This is a genomic window from Runella sp. MFBS21, from assembly GCF_029433105.1.
In the GTDB taxonomy this organism is placed as follows: domain Bacteria; phylum Bacteroidota; class Bacteroidia; order Cytophagales; family Spirosomataceae; genus Runella.
This window is the reverse complement of the sequence record NZ_JARNTW010000002.1, coordinates 552,186-567,407: the sequence shown is the minus strand read 5'-3', so window position 1 is coordinate 567,407 and position 15,222 is coordinate 552,186. Positions and strand designations below refer to the sequence as shown.

The following is a 15,222-nucleotide window of genomic DNA, read 5'->3' as shown; positions in this document are numbered from 1 at the left end:
ATGAAAAAAAGCCTCATCTATACCTTATTTATTTTTGTTTTGGGTTTGCAAGCGCAAGCCCAAAACGACAAAGAATATTTAAGTATTCTTAATGACATCTCGTCTAATCTCAAAGTCGTTCGAACTTCCGAATCCGAATGGAAACAATCGCTTCGGGCAAGTGGCAGCCGTCCTTACGTTATTTTAATGACAATAGACGGCGTCGATAAAAAAGGAAAAGCTACTAAAAACATTTATGAAATCAACCTCACAGACCTTGATCCTAGTACTCTCAAATATGAAGCCCGCAAGGATGAAATGCAGGTAAAAGCCAAAACCCTTAAAGGACAGTCTTTTATTAAGAAAACAGAAAATGACCAAACTTCTAAATATGCAGGAGAGGTTGTATTCTATGCTGACAATACCGACAATGCACGCACCTTGGTCGAAGCATTTCGAAAAGCCGTACCCGCTGCTCAAAAAATAATGGAACAAAGTATGAAGGTAAACCCTAGTCTAAACGCCTTCAAAGATTGGCTTTTGGTCAATATATCTACAATCAAATATGGAGAAGAGAGCTATCGGCAATCTCTTACTTACCTTGATACCCAACAGCCCAAGGTCAAGTTTATTCAACAAAAAATGGAGAAAGGTAAAACTACCGAAGATGTATTTGAACTAAACTTAGGTGATTTTGATGAAAAAAACATTACACTTTCTACCAAAGACCCATGGGCTTATATAGAAATCCAAACCAAGAATAAGCTCAATTATATTAGGCATATCGCTAATGGTAAACTAAGTAAAAATGATAACAGTATTCGTTTTTATTTCGACAACATCGAAAAAGCACGTGAAGGCAAACTATGGTTGGAAAAGAGTTTACCTCTTACCTCCCAACAACAACTCAACGCTCTCCCATCATTTCAAGGCTTGTCGCAAGCGCTCAACTTTTTCAAAAACGCCGTCAAAAATAGCGAAGGTATAACCCAATCTCTCAATGCCGAATGCCAAACGGTCTTGCAAGTCAAAGAAGGCAACAACACCCTAGAATACCGTTTCTTCTGGGGAGATTTTAACGAAAAGTCAAGCAAAATCACTACTTCAGGGAGCCACTTTGAGTTTTCAATCGAAACCGCCAATCGCCTCAAGTACATCGAAGTATGGAAAAATGGTGAAAAGCAAAATTATACTTCTAGTCTTCAATTTGCCGCCGAAGACATCGAGACTTTGCGCCCTCTCCCAAATATTGTAGGGTCGATGATTGCGGCTTGCCGCGACCAACGCAAACTCATCCTACCTCAAGGCACCTATGAAACCAAACTGAGTTTTATCAACTCGAAATTGGGTACAATCCAGTCAAAAAACGAAGAAACCACCCAAAAAATCGAAAAAATTAGCGCCTGCACCGCAGTTTTTTCCCAAGAGACCAAAGACTCCAAGAAAAGTATATCCATTAAACATGAATTTAGTTTTAGCGATATCGACCCTGCTTCGGTAGAGCTACAAGTGAGTGGTTCGCAAGTAAGTATTCAGCTTTCTACCCTCAACAAAGAAAAAGCCATCAAATCATTCAAAAACGAAACTCCTTCCGACTACCTGAATGGTTTCAAAATTCTGGCCAATGACCTCGTCACTGGGCTTGCCCTGCGCGATACGTTCAAAGCGATTGTGACAGGATGTAAAAAATAAAAACACCTTACCAACCTCTTAACTTACATCAAACCATGCAAAAGCAAGCTCCCCCAAGCCAGTTATTTTTACATATCAAAAACCATAAAGAAGCGGTATCTTTTATGCAAATCATTCACTTAGAATCGGTTCGTAACTACACAATTATCTATTTGGCAGATGGCCGTCAAATACTGACAGCGAAGAACTTAGGGCATTTTGAGCAAATTTTGCCCTCGGATTTTATCCGTATTCATCGCTCTTATATCATCAATCAAGAATACATCAAACATTCTGACAAACGTAATCATGTCTGTGTCTTATTGAATGATAAAAAAATCAAAGTAGCTACCAGTAGGTGGACTAAAGTGAGAGATTTGCTCGGCAAGCCCTCTCACTAAGCTTTCAATTTTTTTAAAAATGTACTCATCTTAAAATTCGTCTATCCATATAAATTTCTTATCATGAAAAAAACCAGCTTATCCCTTCTTGTAGTTTGCTTAAGTATAACTACCTTTTTTTCCTGCAACAAAATCATTGACAAAGCAAATCAGCTCGAACGAGTCGATTTGACGATTGAAGTAAGCGGTAAAAAAACTGAGATGACTTCCAATGGATTTGTTCTTTTCCAACCCAGCAACAACAAACAAGAACTCCAACTTTCATTTTTCAATGCGGCATCGCTATTGACTATCAATGCAATCAATGTTACTATCCTGGATTTTAAGGAAAGTAAAAGCTCCTACTCTGTCGAAAAAGGGGAAGTAATTGTTACTTTCAATGGTGACGTTGAAATATACGAAGATGACTCTATTGAATGGAAATCCCAGCAAGGTACGGTGGAGATTACAAAATTTGATGGTAAATCTATGGAAGGAAAAATCAACGCTACTTTGGGTACTCCTAAGGTTCCGAACAAAACGCTTGCCCTAAAAAATGGGGTATTTAAGCTACCCAAATTTGAGTAGCATTCCTTTTTATGCTCCTTGGGTCTACTTTAATGCAAGTATGGCCTACTATCTATCTCCATAAAACTAGAGATATACATTTTTGTAACGCTTGATAAGTTTTGGCCATATTATTATCCACACTATTGGCCAAAACTATCAAATGTTCTAATTTTAGCAATGCTATTCACATTACTATAATGAACAAAACTCTACTTGGTATTCGGCTCGCTATTTTCTTTTTTCTTTCTATTACTTTTTTTCTTTCTTCTAAAAAAGCACATGCACAAATACCAGTAGATTTCACTTTTTGTACTGGCACAGGTGATTTATGTGTTGCTCCCAGCGATTCTAATTATAAACTCTGCCTTAAATTCAAGCCAGGCTACTGTACTACGAAAGAATACAGAATTAGATGGGGTGATGGCGCGGAGCAAATAATTGTGATGACAAAAGATACCACTTTAGAGCATACTTATAAGTTGCGAGAATTTATAGAGTCTTGCTCTACTCCTGAAAAAAGCTTTCCTTTTTCGATTAGAAATCTTAGTTGTAGCAGTGATAATAAATCATATGAGTTGGTATTCAATAAAACTCCTCAACCTAATCCTATAGCAACTTTTGCATGCGAAGGTTCTCCCGTTCGTTTTGGCAACAATTCATGTCCAATTTCAGACATAAAATTTCTGTGGGACTTTGGGAATGGACAAACAAGTGAAAATACGTCTCCTTCCATAACTTACTCTGACCCGACAAGAACTTATAAAGTTAAACTTACCGCTACTTCGGCAACTTGCGGCTCAAAAACAGCCGAAATAGATGTTAAATTAAAAAAACGTCCCGAAGCCAAATACAACATGACGGGCTATTCGGTCATCAATACCGATACAGTTGTTTGTTTGTCAAATGGAGGCACACTTACTTTAGATGGCACTATTTCACTTGATGCTACGCGATATGAATGGAGCATCAGCCCGAGTGATTATAGGTACCTCAACAATACCAACGCCAACTCCCCCAAGCCTGTTATTCAGTTTACCAAATCGGGTACTTACAACATCACCCTCATTGCAGTCAATGACTGTGGACGCTCTGTCCCCAACATTTGTCCTCACAAAGTGATTGATTCTCCTACACTTACCTTGCCTACACAAGACGATGTATGTCAGCTGCCTTTTACGTATCAATTCACTCCTCAGCAAGGCGCTAGTTATACGTTAAATGGAGTGGCTTTTAACCCCGCAGTAGGGCAAAGCTTATCCTTCCAAACTACGCCTTATATCGTAGAAGCTACCCTACCCAATCCCTGCGGCGGCACATTGGTCAAACGAGATACCTTCTTTGTCAATGCCTTATCTCAGGTAAGAGTTACGTCTCCTTTGCGCGATACTACTTTGTGTGTGGGCACCAACGCACTGCCCTTAGTAGCGTCGATTCCCAATGGCACATGGTCTGGTTCTGATTTAATTGAAAAACAAGGAAACAACTACGTATTTAACCCCAAAACTACGGGTACCGCCACCATCAAATATAGCATTGGTACGGGTTCGTGCGCGGTCAGAGATAGTATCAAGGTCAATATTGAGGGCATCAAGCCACAAGCCCAAGACTTGGCCTCATGTGAAGGTACCGCCTTCCTTAAACTTCAAGCCACTCCTGCCGGTGGGCGGTGGAGTGGGTGCAACAATTGCTTAAAAGGCGACACCTTACTAGTCAGCACGCTTAATACTACACAAATCAGACTGACGTATGAAATAACATCCCCCAAAGGCTGCCGTGCCACCGATGAGGCGGTCATTACCATCGGAAGCCCCAAGGCCGATTTTTCGCTGGGGAGCGGGTGCGTAGGAGGTGTGCTCAAACCTACCAATAACTCTCTAGGTGCGGCAAGCTATGTATGGCTTGTCAATGGAACCAATACCTCTACCGAGCGTACCCCGTCCCTGTCGCTTGTTCAAGGCATCAACCAAGTGACCCTTATCGCCAAATCGGGCGACTGTGCCGATACCCTTACCCAAGACATCACAATCACAGCTCCGCCAGCTTCGGCCAATTTCACGGCCGACAAGCTCCAAGGCTGTGCCCCTCTCAACGTGCGTTTTACCCCCGAAGGCACCGCAGCAAACGGCACAGAATATACTTGGACATTTGGCAGCGAATCTCCCTTTACAGGGTTTCAACCTAGCCCTAAAATCTTTGACAACCGAGGCAAAACCGACCTCACTGTCAAAGTCACTTTTAAAGTAAAAAATAGCTGTGGAGAGCAATCTAGCAGCCGCGACATTGTGGTACGCCCCCTCGCCCAAGCCGAAATAGGCGTCGATTCTACTTTGGTGAGATGTACCCCCGCTACATTGTTTTTTTCTAATCGCTCCGCAGGTCACAACAAGTCCGAGTCGCGGTGGGATTTTGGAGATGGTACCTTCCGAACCACGGGCGCTGACACCGTCGGTCATTTTTTTGCTTCTCCTGATAGCGCTCGCACCTATCGCGTGCGGTTGTCGGTATTTAGTGCTTGTGGAAGCGATAGCGCAGAAGTGCCTATTCAGGTTTTCCCAACTACGGTAAAAGCACTTTTTAGTATGTCAAAATCGGTAGTTTGCCCCGGCGAACCTATCCTCTTCAAGGATGCCACCGTACCTAAACCCACTAGTTGGAAATGGACTTTTGGGGACAACACCACCAAGACCGAAGCTAACCCTTCACATACTTACATCACCCCCAACAAAGAATATGAAGTAACCCTCACCGCCAAAACTCCCTGCGGGGAAGGCTCTACTACCCATATTGTTAGAGTAACGAGTATTCCTACGGGTGATTTCCGAATCGAATCTCCACTCGCTTGCCAAGGCAACCCAATCCAAATCACCAATCTCTCTGACCCTTCGCTCCAATTTGAATGGAATTTTGGTGACGGCTCCCCTATCGACTCCACCAATTATTCCCCCCACCATACTTACAACACTCCCAACGGAGGCGTTTCTATTACCCTCACGGTATTTCGGGATAGCAAAAATTGCAAAAGCGCTCCTGTCCGCAAAACTATTCCGATTGTGGCTCGTCCTATCCCGGATTTCAGAATAGAAGGCGACTCTATTATTTGCTCGCCTGGGCCTGTGCGTCTCATCGACCGCTCTCAAAATGCTGATTCATGGAAATGGTACTTTAGCAATGGACAAACTTCAACTGCTCAAAACCCTGCCTTACCTTTTCCCAAAGGGCAATATGACGTAAAACTTGTAGTAAGCAATAGAGGGGCTTGCGTAGATTCGGCCTTTAGAGTAGCTGCTTTTGTGGTAGATAGTTGCGCCGTTTTGGTACCCCAAGCATTCACTCCCAACGCCGATGGTATTGGCGATTTTTATACACTCTTTGGTAGCGGAATCAAAGAAATTCTCCATATAAAAGTAAGAGACCGATGGGGAGAAGTTGTTTTTGAGAAAAACAATATCCCTGCTAGTCGTCAAAGTATCGAGCATGCTTGGGATGGCAAATTCAATGGTCAGGATATGCCCGCCGATATGTACATCATCGAAGCTGAGGTGCTATTTGTAGAAACTACCAAACGTGAACGTATTCGTAAAAACTTCTATCTCATTCGCTAAACCAAAATCTTTATGAAACTATTTTTATGGGTCGGTCTCTTGGGTTTAGCTGCTTCTTGGGATACTTTGGCACAATCCCCCCAATTTTCACAGTTTTATACCAATCCTCTTTTCCAAAATCCCGCTTTGGCCGGTGATGCTGGCACTCATCGGTTTATTGCCAACTATCGAAACCAATGGGCCGGTGTAGGTATTCCTTTTCAAACAGCGGCTTTTTCTTATGATACCTACGCCGAAGACGCCCAAGTAGGCTTAGGACTACAACTTTTACACGACCGTCGCGGTGCTACTCTCAACAGTAATCAAATAGCAGGGCAGGTTTCGAGGTCTTTTTACTTAGACGACAAACAAAATCTTAGACTTACGCCCGGCTTGCAAGCCGCGTGGGTTTCGGACCGATTCAATACCAACGATCTTCTTTTTGTAGCTCAATATTTAGGTACAACCGACCCGCTTTCACAGATGGGCATCACTCAAAATAAAGTGGTGTTTTCGAGTGGAGTGCGTTTTGATTATGACCCTCAAGACAGCGATGAGCCATTTTACTGGGCGGGTGTAAGTTGGCACAATATGCGCATTCGCAACAACGATTGGCTTCGCGACCGTTTTGGATTACAACTTGGGGCGCAATTTCCGGTAAAATTTGCCCTTTTTGGTCATGGATATGGTCACGACCTTGATCGCGAAAGCGCCATCAGTATTGGGATGCAGTTACGAAAACAGGGCGTAAATCAACAGCTAGATTTGGGTACCAATTTTATATTTTCACCGCTATTGGTAGGGGTTTGGTATCGTGGACTGGTGATTGGCGACAAGCGTCGCGACGCTATCATTCCTACCCTCGGCTGGGCGCGCGACAATGTGCTTTTTCAAGTAAGTTATGATGTACCGGTATCATCACTAGGGGCTGACACTGGATCTTTTGAGCTATCCATGTGGTATGGCCTCGACAGTCTCTTCAAATTTGCAGGAAAAAACAGCCGCGAACGACGTAGTACGCGTTGTCTGAAATATTAGAAATAGAAGTTATTTTACTTAAATTCCTTTCAGGAAAAACAAGAAGGGGTAACCTTTAGCAGCTACCCCCTTCGTTTGTTATTTTTCCTCTCTCCTATTTATTAGGCTGAGGGGTATATCTCAAGTATGGTTTTACGATATTGAGACCTTTCGTGAATCTCTTTTGAGCGTCTTCGGTCGATACAGCTGGTACCACAATCACATCATCTCCTTCTTTCCAGTCAGCAGGAGTTGCTACTTGGTAGTTGGCAGTAAGCTGAAGCGAATCTATCACCCTTAAGATTTCATTAAAATTACGTCCGGTAGAAGCAGGATAAGTAAGGGTAAGTTTGATTTTCTTATCAGGGCCAATCACAAATACCGAACGAACGGTCGCTTTCTCACTGGCATTGGGGTGAATCATATCATAAAGCGTAGCTACTTTGCGGTCGCCATCTGCGATGATAGGAAAGTTGACTTCGGTATTGTTGACTTCATTAATATCGGGTACCCAACGATTATGAGAGTCCAAATCATCAACACTTACCGCAATCACTTTCACATTACGTTTTTCAAATTCTCCTTTCAACAAAGCCGTTTTGCCTAATTCTGTCGTACATACAGGTGTAAAATCAGCAGGGTGTGAAAACAACAAACCCCACGAATCTCCTAACCATTCGTGGAAATTGAGCGTACCTTGTGTAGTTTCGGCATCGAAATTGGGGGCAATATCTCCTAATCTGAGTGACATAATATTGGGACGATTTTTGGTGAAACAAAATATTTACTTATATTCTATCGAATATATATTTTAATTTTAATAATTGAAGGCCTCTTCTCAGAGGCCGCTTGTAGAAGTAATACAATCAGGCACAAAAAATTGTTCCAAGTTTTTCATTTTTAAACGAAACTTTTGATAAAAAACGTTTTTATACAAATTTTGCGATTATTATTCCAAAATGCCTCTAAAAGCCAGCTTTTTTCGCCTATTTTCTCTGCTCTGTCTTATCTTCGTCAAGAGTGCTTATGGCTTTGATTGTCTTGAAAAGGATAGTTTGTCTTCTATTTTACTGTTCAATTCCCAAAATATTATAGTTTCTGACTCTAGTGCGGCACCTAAAGCGCTTCCTGCCGATTCGAGTTCAAAATTTAAGCAATACCTTCGTCAGATTACCAAAATCTTTACTCCTCGCCGAGATACAGTCAAGGTTCGTCCTAGACTTACCTATACCGTCAATTGGGACGCCCGCAGCTCTTTTGTCAACAAAAGATTGGTGAACATTTGGGGAGTCAACACGGGTATTGCTTTTGGCAAAAACCGTCATGAAGTCACTTTTGGTTATTATTGGCTTTCTTTCAACTCTTTTTTAAGGCTCATTGATTTTCGCAAAGACGCCTCTCGCCTTATCAATCTCAATTATTACACCAAAACCGACCTCTATTATTTTAGCCTGATGTATTGGCCCAATGTCATCGAAAATCATCGTTGGCGTTTGAGTGTACCGGTCGAACTAGGTATTGGAGCTACTCAAAGTACGAGCAACAAACTCCTAAGCGACTTGATGATTTGGAAACGCAACGACTTCTTTATGCCTGCTCAGGCGGGCGTTTATCTCAAATGGAAAGCCACTAGGTGGGTAGGCCTAAGTGTACAAGGAGGCTATCGCTATGCGATTTATCAACAAAATCTGCCCAACAATTATAACGGTGCCTATTATAGTTTGGGGTTCACGCTCGAAAGTGCGTTGTTTATGGATGGTTATCGCTGGACAAATGATTATCTAAAAAAACGTAAACAACGACGGGGAAAAGCAGCGCCTGCTCGTCTTTAATGAGGATATGAAAAAAATTGTTACTTTCGGTCAAATCATGATGCGGCTCTCGCCGCCAGGGTTTGCGCGTTTTAGCCAAGCCCACAGTTTCGATATCACCTATGCAGGAGGAGAAGCCAATGTCAGCATCGCTGCTGCGCAATGGGGCATCGATGCCATACACGTCACCCGTTTTCCTGATAGCGACTTGGGTCGGGCGGCTGTCATGTATTTACGCAAATATGGTCTCAACACCTCCCAAATTCAGTTTGGAGGTGACCGCCTCGGGGTCTATTATGTCGAAAATGGCGCCACGGCTCGGGCAAGCCAAGTGATTTACGACCGCCTCAATGATTCTTTTTGTACCCTTTCGCCCTCCGATTTTGATTGGGCCAAAATCCTCCAAGGAGCCGATTGGTTTCACTTTACGGGTATCACCCCTGCTTTATCGGAAAGCGCCGCTCAAGCCTGCTTAGAAGCCGTCAAAACCGCCCGACAGCTTGGGGTTAAAATCTCCGCCGATGTCAATTATCGCAAAGGCCTGTGGCAATGGGGTAAAACTCCCCAAGAAATCATGCCCGAATTAGTTTCCTACTGTGACTTTATCGTATGTGGCAATAGCAACGCCGAAGACTTATTTGGAATTTTGCCTATTGAAGGAGAAAAAAACAAATGGGTATCGTCGATGAAGCAAGTCATGGAACGCTACCCAAGTCTTAAGCTCATTGTAGATACTAAACGTGATTCTATCAGCGCTTCCCACAATCGCCTCAAAGGCAAAACATGGGACGGCCAAAAATATTACAAAACCGTAGAGCACGATATTCATCATATCATCGACCGTATCGGTAGTGGCGATGCCTTCATTGCGGGCTTTTTGTATGGATATGATTATTTTCAACAAGATATACAACGTACGCTGAATTTTGCCACTGCTGCCGCTGCTCTCAAACACACTGTAGAAGGAGACTTCAATCTCGTAAGTGTAGAAGAAGTAGAACGCCTAGCCTCAGGCGACACCTCAGGCAAACTCTCTCGCTAAATCCTCAAACTTGCCAAGTTTCTCCCAACTATGCTCTCAAACTTTGCAAGTTTAAAATTACCTCACTACTCTCTGATTATCAGTTATTAACACTCAACAAATACAAAAAATATACTTTTCGAACATATATATATAATTTTATTTTATAAAATACTTTGATATATATCATTTTTAACCTAAGATTGTAGTTAATAAACCAAACTTATTAACTCATGAAAGCCATTTTTTTAGTTTTGGGTCTCTTGTGTACTACGTGGGCCAGCGCGCAAGTGACGATTTTGTCGACCCAAGAAGCCGACCAAAAAGGACTCACGAGGGCATATTGGGATAGCTTAGTGCAATCAAAAGCCAAAAAAGTGGCCCGCAATCCTCCCACTATCCGTAAAGGAGATGATGCTTTTTTGAAAAATCAAATGATAATGGGTCAGAAAATCTTTGGGATACGCGAAAACGCCCTCATGGGCTATCAAATGTACGTCAGCGAAGACAAGAAGATTAATTATCTGATTTACAACATTGAAGGCACTGTATCAGAAGCCAACAAAAACCGTTTTTTGGATTCATTAAGAGTGCTTACCGACGCTTATGTAGCTGAACTTAAACTTTCAAACTTTTTTGTTTCTCATCATTTCATTCGATTAGGGATATTCCGCAGTATTACGAAAGGAAAGGGGGTGATTTCGACCCTAGAGCTTGCCGAGGCTACCACTCGCCCCGACACCGTCAAAATCTTAGCCCTCAATCAGCTCCAGCTCCAACAAGTCCCAGAGTGTATTTACCGATTTACCCAACTACAGGAACTCAACCTAAGCGGCAATGAACTTACAGCAGCCTCTATCGACTTGGCTCGCCTACCCAAGCTTCGACAAATATGGCTTAATCAAAACCAACTGACCAACAACAGTTTACAACTCACTTCTAACAAAACCCTCCGAATTCTCAATATCCAAAACAATCGTTTTACTGATATTCCAGAAGCAGTAAGCTCCTGCCGTCGTTTGACAAGTCTATGGCTCGGCTACAACAAACTTGAGGGACTCAATCCCGATGTTTTAAAAAAAATGAGACGTTTGCAAGACCTCAATCTTTATTCGTGTGAACTCAAAAGCCTCCCCGACGGCATCTCCAAATTGCGTCGTTTGGAAGTATTGGATTTATATTACAATGAACTCACGACCTTACCTGCTTCACTCTCACGCATGAGGCGACTACAACAATTAGCCATTTCGCACAATCAGTTTTCCGAATTACCCACCCATGTTGGTCGTTTGAGAAGTTTACGAGCGCTGTATGCTCATCACAATCGGCTTCACACTTTACCCACTAGTATCAAAAAGCTGCGTCGAACCAAAATTTTTGACATAGGCTACAATCAATTTAGTACGCTTCCTAAGCAAATCGGGCAATTGAGAAAAGTAGAGGAGCTTGACCTCAGCTACAACAACCTGAGCGAAGTTCCCAACGAAACCCTTCAACTCCGCCAACTCAAAAAGCTTTATCTAAGAAACAATCCTTTTGCCAATGACAGCATGCTAATGAGTCGTTCAAAACCAACCATAGAGTCATTAGAAGAGAATCGTATTCAGGTGGCGTATTAGCCCAAACCTTGGCAAGGTTTCTTGTAAAAAATCTTTTTTAGAATCCATTTGCAAAAGTCATGATTGAATTTCATCTTTGCACTCCCAAATCAAGGAACATCCAACGAGGATGTAGCTCATCGGACTGGCGTACCACCTGACTAGAGCGTTTGTAAAGTTGAAATCATGGGGATGTAGCTCAGCTGGCTAGAGCGCTTGCATGGCATGCAAGAGGCCGTGGGTTCGAATCCCATCTTCTCCACAAAAACCTTTTGATAATGAGACCACCGTACATATAATGCGGTGGTTTTCTGCTTTTTAACCTCTTCAATTTCACTTTAATTCACCGAACCCTCCCTCACTGAAATTTTAGAGTCTTTCTCTTGTTTAGCTTTTACCAAATAAAGATTCGTTAGACGGCTTGAGTATTTAAACTTATTTTTTTTATTTGGTAAATGATTGTAGCGTGGTGGGATTCTAAATACTCTCCAAAAGCATCACTTAGCTTATTCCTGAATACCATAAGTGTAGCCTCGATAATTTAGTCATTATAATTCATTTTAAAGCTTTTTACAATGAAATACATTGTGCTTCTGAGTAGTTTTATTATGATTGGCTGCCAAACTAAGAATAAAAAAGATACTATCATTGATTTACCTCTTACCTTCGTTGAAGGCTATGGCCCCTTTCTTCCTTCCTTTAGCTTGCTTATTAATGAGCGCAAAAATGACCCAGTCTATGGTAAAATGTACATGCCTATAAAAGGTATCCCATTGAATTGGTCCAATGTAAATAAAGCAATGATTTGGTTAAATGGTTATCAACTAATGTATCAAAATTACCTTGCTAGAAACATTTCTGCCAATGCATACAAATCCTTTCATACTCAATGGCTATTTGATGAACGGAAACTTTCCAAAAAAGCTATTAAATGCTTTGTATATGTGATCTGGGGGATAAATAATAAAGGTAACTGTGTTGTAATGGTTGATACCAATAATAATCTTGATTTTAGTGATGAGAAGGAGTTTCATCCCGAAATACTTGATTCAGAACAAAAAATGCTTTCTGTGAGAAATACTCAAATCGTAAATTATGAACTATACCAAAATGGTAAAATAAATGAAGCTACAATTCCTCTAATAATAAAACAGTTTGATGGAAGAAAGATTGGATACAACTTTCCTATATACGCAAAAACGGTGTTAATCCAAGAAAATCAAAGATATGAACTTGCTGTTGCAGCCAATGGTTTTACAAGCGCTGTCTTTCAATATCCAGAATTAATGAATATAACAAACTGGAAAGTAGGAGATAAAATAGAAGAAAAAGATATTATTGGCCTAAATAACTACATAACTCTTGGAGGAATCATGGGCGATAAATATAAAAATTGCGGCGTTGACCTCTCTAAAAACTGCTTGAAATTAGAAGGCATTGCCCCTGATTCTATCATCTTTCCTATGCAGACTGGATTTACTTTTAAACCTTTTACGGCCATTGAATTTAGTACCCAAAAGACTATTTCATTAAAAGACTTCGAAGGAAAATACGTCTTTGTAGATTTTTGGGGTACATGGTGCCGTGGCTGTGTTCAAGACATGCCCAATCTTATCAAATTATATGATCAGATTGATACAAGTAAAATCGCAATGGTGGGAATTGTGTCTGACAAACCTGAATCCCTTAAAAAATTCATATCAAAGAATGATATAAAATGGCCTCAATTATTATCAGATGAAACCAATAAACTTATAGAAAAATACGAAATAACAGGATTTCCGACTTCTGTACTCATATCCCCAGATGGAAAGATTATAGCTAAGAACCTTAGAAGTCAGGCCTTGGATTTGAAAATTCAAGAATTTAATCTACGAAAAGCCCAGTAGTTATTATTGATTCGTACAAATCAAGAATAGACGCCATAAAAACCAACTGAGACAAAAAAGCCGAACACCCAACATGGGTTTGCGTCACTTTTAACAGACACCTAACTTATGCTAAAACTAGTCAAGAAGAAACTCCCTCATTGCGACATATTGTTTGACAAATTCCTCAGTCCTTGGTACGACGAAGAAGACAAGCCCAAGACAACAAGACCTGACGTATACCAGATTGCCGCCTATAAAGGAAAGCCTCTCAATCTTCAGGACATTCAATATCTGGACGATGAGTATTTGGAATATCAGAAAAAGCATTTAAACGAGACGATGCCTCAAGCAGCCTTGGAAGATTTTCGACATATCACGAACTCGGACCAACTTGACTTGAACGCTTTAGATGCAGTTGACAAATACTACGACCGAGCCAGAATTGCAGATTTGATAAAGAAAAGCAACCCAACAGATTTTTCAAATTCTTACTTATTGACAGTTTGTGAGTTTGGCACTATGCTTGGATACTTATTCAAACAAATAGAAGGCTTCGATTGGCTGTATTCGCATCCTTACTTTAATTCTATTATTGTGCATAAGTACACAGGATTTGGGATTACAGTTTTTGATTGGGCAGTAAAAAAGTTCAGCGAGTACGGTGTAGACGACGGCTTTGCGGAGAAATTTAAAGCGACTATTGCGGCAGTAAATGGTGAATGGCAAGATGATGAGCAAGTATAAAACGACCGCATAACAGCAGTTTGGCAAAATGGAGGGTGCAGTGCAAACATCAAGGTTTGTTTTTTAAATAAACTTTAGAACCAAAATCAACCATCTCAAAATCAGCCACTTTCCTAAATACAAAACCCTCATCGGTCAACCTAAAAAGAGACCAAAAACCACTTTACATAAAATTGTAGCAAACAAAACATGACAAATAACGAAAGTATTGACCAAAGAAATGCCATATACGAAATAGTAATGAAATATATGGGCAGCTTACAATTTGAACCTCAACATATAGACTACGAAAAACTCGAAAAACATAAGCCTGTCGTGGAAACATTGGCGGCATTGACCAATTCTTCCATTCAGATATTTGATTTGAATGAAGTCAAAATTGCTTTCTTTTCTAAAAATTACGCGCATTTGTTAGGCTACAGCAGAGAAGAATTTGAGGAGCTCAATTACGCATTTTTTGAGGCAAAAATACATCCTGATGATAAGTATAACCTGGCAATGCTTGGACTATTAACGTTGAAGTTATTCAAAGAATTGTCGAGTGATGAAAAGTTAAATCACAAAGCTGTATATGAATTCAGGATGCTTAACTCTAGTGGAAAGTATGTTCGGGTGATTGATCAGTATCAATTATTAGAGTTGGATGCAATAGGGCAAATTTGGCTTATGATGAGCACAATCGATTTGTCACCGAATCAAGATGAGGAATCTTCAGTAAAGTGCCAAATCCACAATTTCCGGACAGGTAAGATAATATCCTCCGGCGTAGAGACTAAACCAAGTTTGGAGTTAACCAAGCGTGAACTGGAAATTCTAAGGCTTGTAAAACAGGGTTTGTTGAGCAAAGAAATTTCTGATAAATTGTTTATCAGTGTACATACTGTAAATACGCACCGCCAACGACTTCTGGAAAAACTTGGAGCTAACAACACCATTGAAGCCATCATATTTGCTACCAAATTCGGACTCATATAGCCCA

General features: G+C 41.0%; 12 protein-coding genes and 1 tRNA gene. 12 read left to right on the top strand and 1 reads right to left on the bottom strand.

Annotated elements, in window-relative coordinates:
- From P1X15_RS06560 to P1X15_RS06540, 5 genes are all read left to right on the top strand, one after another.
- Nucleotides 1-1,671, top strand: a complete 1,671-nt coding sequence (locus P1X15_RS06560) for a hypothetical protein (RefSeq protein WP_277337348.1) — start codon at nt 1-3, stop codon at nt 1,669-1,671.
- Nucleotides 1,672-1,706: 35 nt separating this feature from the next.
- Nucleotides 1,707-2,051: a LytTR family DNA-binding domain-containing protein gene (locus tag P1X15_RS06555; RefSeq protein WP_277337347.1), complete on the top strand. Its 345-nt coding sequence runs from the start codon at nt 1,707-1,709 to the stop codon at nt 2,049-2,051.
- Between the two features lie 63 nt (nt 2,052-2,114).
- The gene (locus P1X15_RS06550; protein WP_277337346.1) at nt 2,115-2,618 is read left to right on the top strand and encodes a hypothetical protein; all 504 of its coding nucleotides are present in this window, start codon (nt 2,115-2,117) and stop codon (nt 2,616-2,618) included.
- 179 nt (nt 2,619-2,797) lie between these two features.
- Nucleotides 2,798-6,202, top strand: a complete 3,405-nt coding sequence (locus P1X15_RS06545) for a PKD domain-containing protein (RefSeq protein WP_277337345.1) — start codon at nt 2,798-2,800, stop codon at nt 6,200-6,202.
- A 12-nt stretch (nt 6,203-6,214) separates the two neighbouring features.
- Nucleotides 6,215-7,219 carry a PorP/SprF family type IX secretion system membrane protein gene (locus tag P1X15_RS06540; RefSeq protein WP_277337344.1) on the top strand — a complete coding sequence of 335 codons (1,005 nt, stop codon included), beginning with the start codon at nt 6,215-6,217 and terminating at the stop codon, nt 7,217-7,219.
- A gap of 94 nt (nt 7,220-7,313) precedes the next feature.
- Here P1X15_RS06540 and P1X15_RS06535 read toward each other — a convergent pair whose 3' ends face one another.
- Nucleotides 7,314-7,949 (bottom strand): peroxiredoxin, encoded by a 636-nt coding sequence (locus tag P1X15_RS06535; RefSeq protein ID WP_277337343.1) that lies wholly within the window; start codon nt 7,947-7,949, stop codon nt 7,314-7,316.
- Nucleotides 7,950-8,157: 208 nt separating this feature from the next.
- Here P1X15_RS06535 and P1X15_RS06530 point away from each other — a divergent pair, with 208 nt between their 5' ends.
- The 7 genes from P1X15_RS06530 to P1X15_RS06500 all read left to right on the top strand — a co-directional run bounded on the left by P1X15_RS06530 (nt 8,158) and on the right by P1X15_RS06500 (nt 15,218).
- Nucleotides 8,158-9,030, top strand: coding sequence for a hypothetical protein (locus tag P1X15_RS06530; protein WP_277337342.1), 873 nt, complete (start codon nt 8,158-8,160; stop codon nt 9,028-9,030).
- A gap of 7 nt (nt 9,031-9,037) precedes the next feature.
- A complete protein-coding gene (locus tag P1X15_RS06525) occupies nt 9,038-10,051 on the top strand; it encodes a sugar kinase (protein WP_277337341.1) in 1,014 nt (337 codons plus the stop codon).
- A 212-nt stretch (nt 10,052-10,263) separates the two neighbouring features.
- Nucleotides 10,264-11,649: a leucine-rich repeat domain-containing protein gene (locus tag P1X15_RS06520; RefSeq protein ID WP_277337340.1), complete on the top strand. Its 1,386-nt coding sequence runs from the start codon at nt 10,264-10,266 to the stop codon at nt 11,647-11,649.
- 167 nt (nt 11,650-11,816) lie between these two features.
- Nucleotides 11,817-11,890 (top strand) — tRNA-Ala (locus P1X15_RS06515).
- Between the two features lie 313 nt (nt 11,891-12,203).
- Nucleotides 12,204-13,517, top strand: coding sequence for a peroxiredoxin (locus P1X15_RS06510; protein ID WP_277337339.1), 1,314 nt, complete (start codon nt 12,204-12,206; stop codon nt 13,515-13,517).
- Between the two features lie 108 nt (nt 13,518-13,625).
- Complete coding sequence (locus P1X15_RS06505) at nt 13,626-14,243, top strand: hypothetical protein (protein WP_277337338.1); 618 nt, start codon at nt 13,626-13,628, stop codon at nt 14,241-14,243.
- A 189-nt stretch (nt 14,244-14,432) separates the two neighbouring features.
- A complete protein-coding gene (locus P1X15_RS06500) occupies nt 14,433-15,218 on the top strand; it encodes a LuxR C-terminal-related transcriptional regulator (protein WP_277337337.1) in 786 nt (261 codons plus the stop codon).
- Nucleotides 15,219-15,222: the final 4 nt, after the last annotated feature.

Bases quoted from the DNA above. Each gene is read 5' to 3' on its own strand.
- P1X15_RS06560 (WP_277337348.1), top strand. From the start codon at position 1: ATGAAAAAAAGCCTCATCTATACCTTATTTATTTTTGTTTTGGGTTTG.
- P1X15_RS06555 (WP_277337347.1), top strand. From the start codon at position 1,707: ATGCAAAAGCAAGCTCCCCCAAGCCAGTTATTTTTACATATCAAAAAC.
- P1X15_RS06550 (WP_277337346.1), top strand. From the start codon at position 2,115: ATGAAAAAAACCAGCTTATCCCTTCTTGTAGTTTGCTTAAGTATAACT.
- P1X15_RS06545 (WP_277337345.1), top strand. From the start codon at position 2,798: ATGAACAAAACTCTACTTGGTATTCGGCTCGCTATTTTCTTTTTTCTT.
- P1X15_RS06540 (WP_277337344.1), top strand. From the start codon at position 6,215: ATGAAACTATTTTTATGGGTCGGTCTCTTGGGTTTAGCTGCTTCTTGG.
- P1X15_RS06535 (WP_277337343.1), bottom strand. From the start codon at position 7,949: ATGTCACTCAGATTAGGAGATATTGCCCCCAATTTCGATGCCGAAACT.
- P1X15_RS06530 (WP_277337342.1), top strand. From the start codon at position 8,158: ATGCCTCTAAAAGCCAGCTTTTTTCGCCTATTTTCTCTGCTCTGTCTT.
- P1X15_RS06525 (WP_277337341.1), top strand. From the start codon at position 9,038: ATGAAAAAAATTGTTACTTTCGGTCAAATCATGATGCGGCTCTCGCCG.
- P1X15_RS06520 (WP_277337340.1), top strand. From the start codon at position 10,264: ATGAAAGCCATTTTTTTAGTTTTGGGTCTCTTGTGTACTACGTGGGCC.
- P1X15_RS06510 (WP_277337339.1), top strand. From the start codon at position 12,204: ATGAAATACATTGTGCTTCTGAGTAGTTTTATTATGATTGGCTGCCAA.
- P1X15_RS06505 (WP_277337338.1), top strand. From the start codon at position 13,626: ATGCTAAAACTAGTCAAGAAGAAACTCCCTCATTGCGACATATTGTTT.
- P1X15_RS06500 (WP_277337337.1), top strand. From the start codon at position 14,433: ATGACAAATAACGAAAGTATTGACCAAAGAAATGCCATATACGAAATA.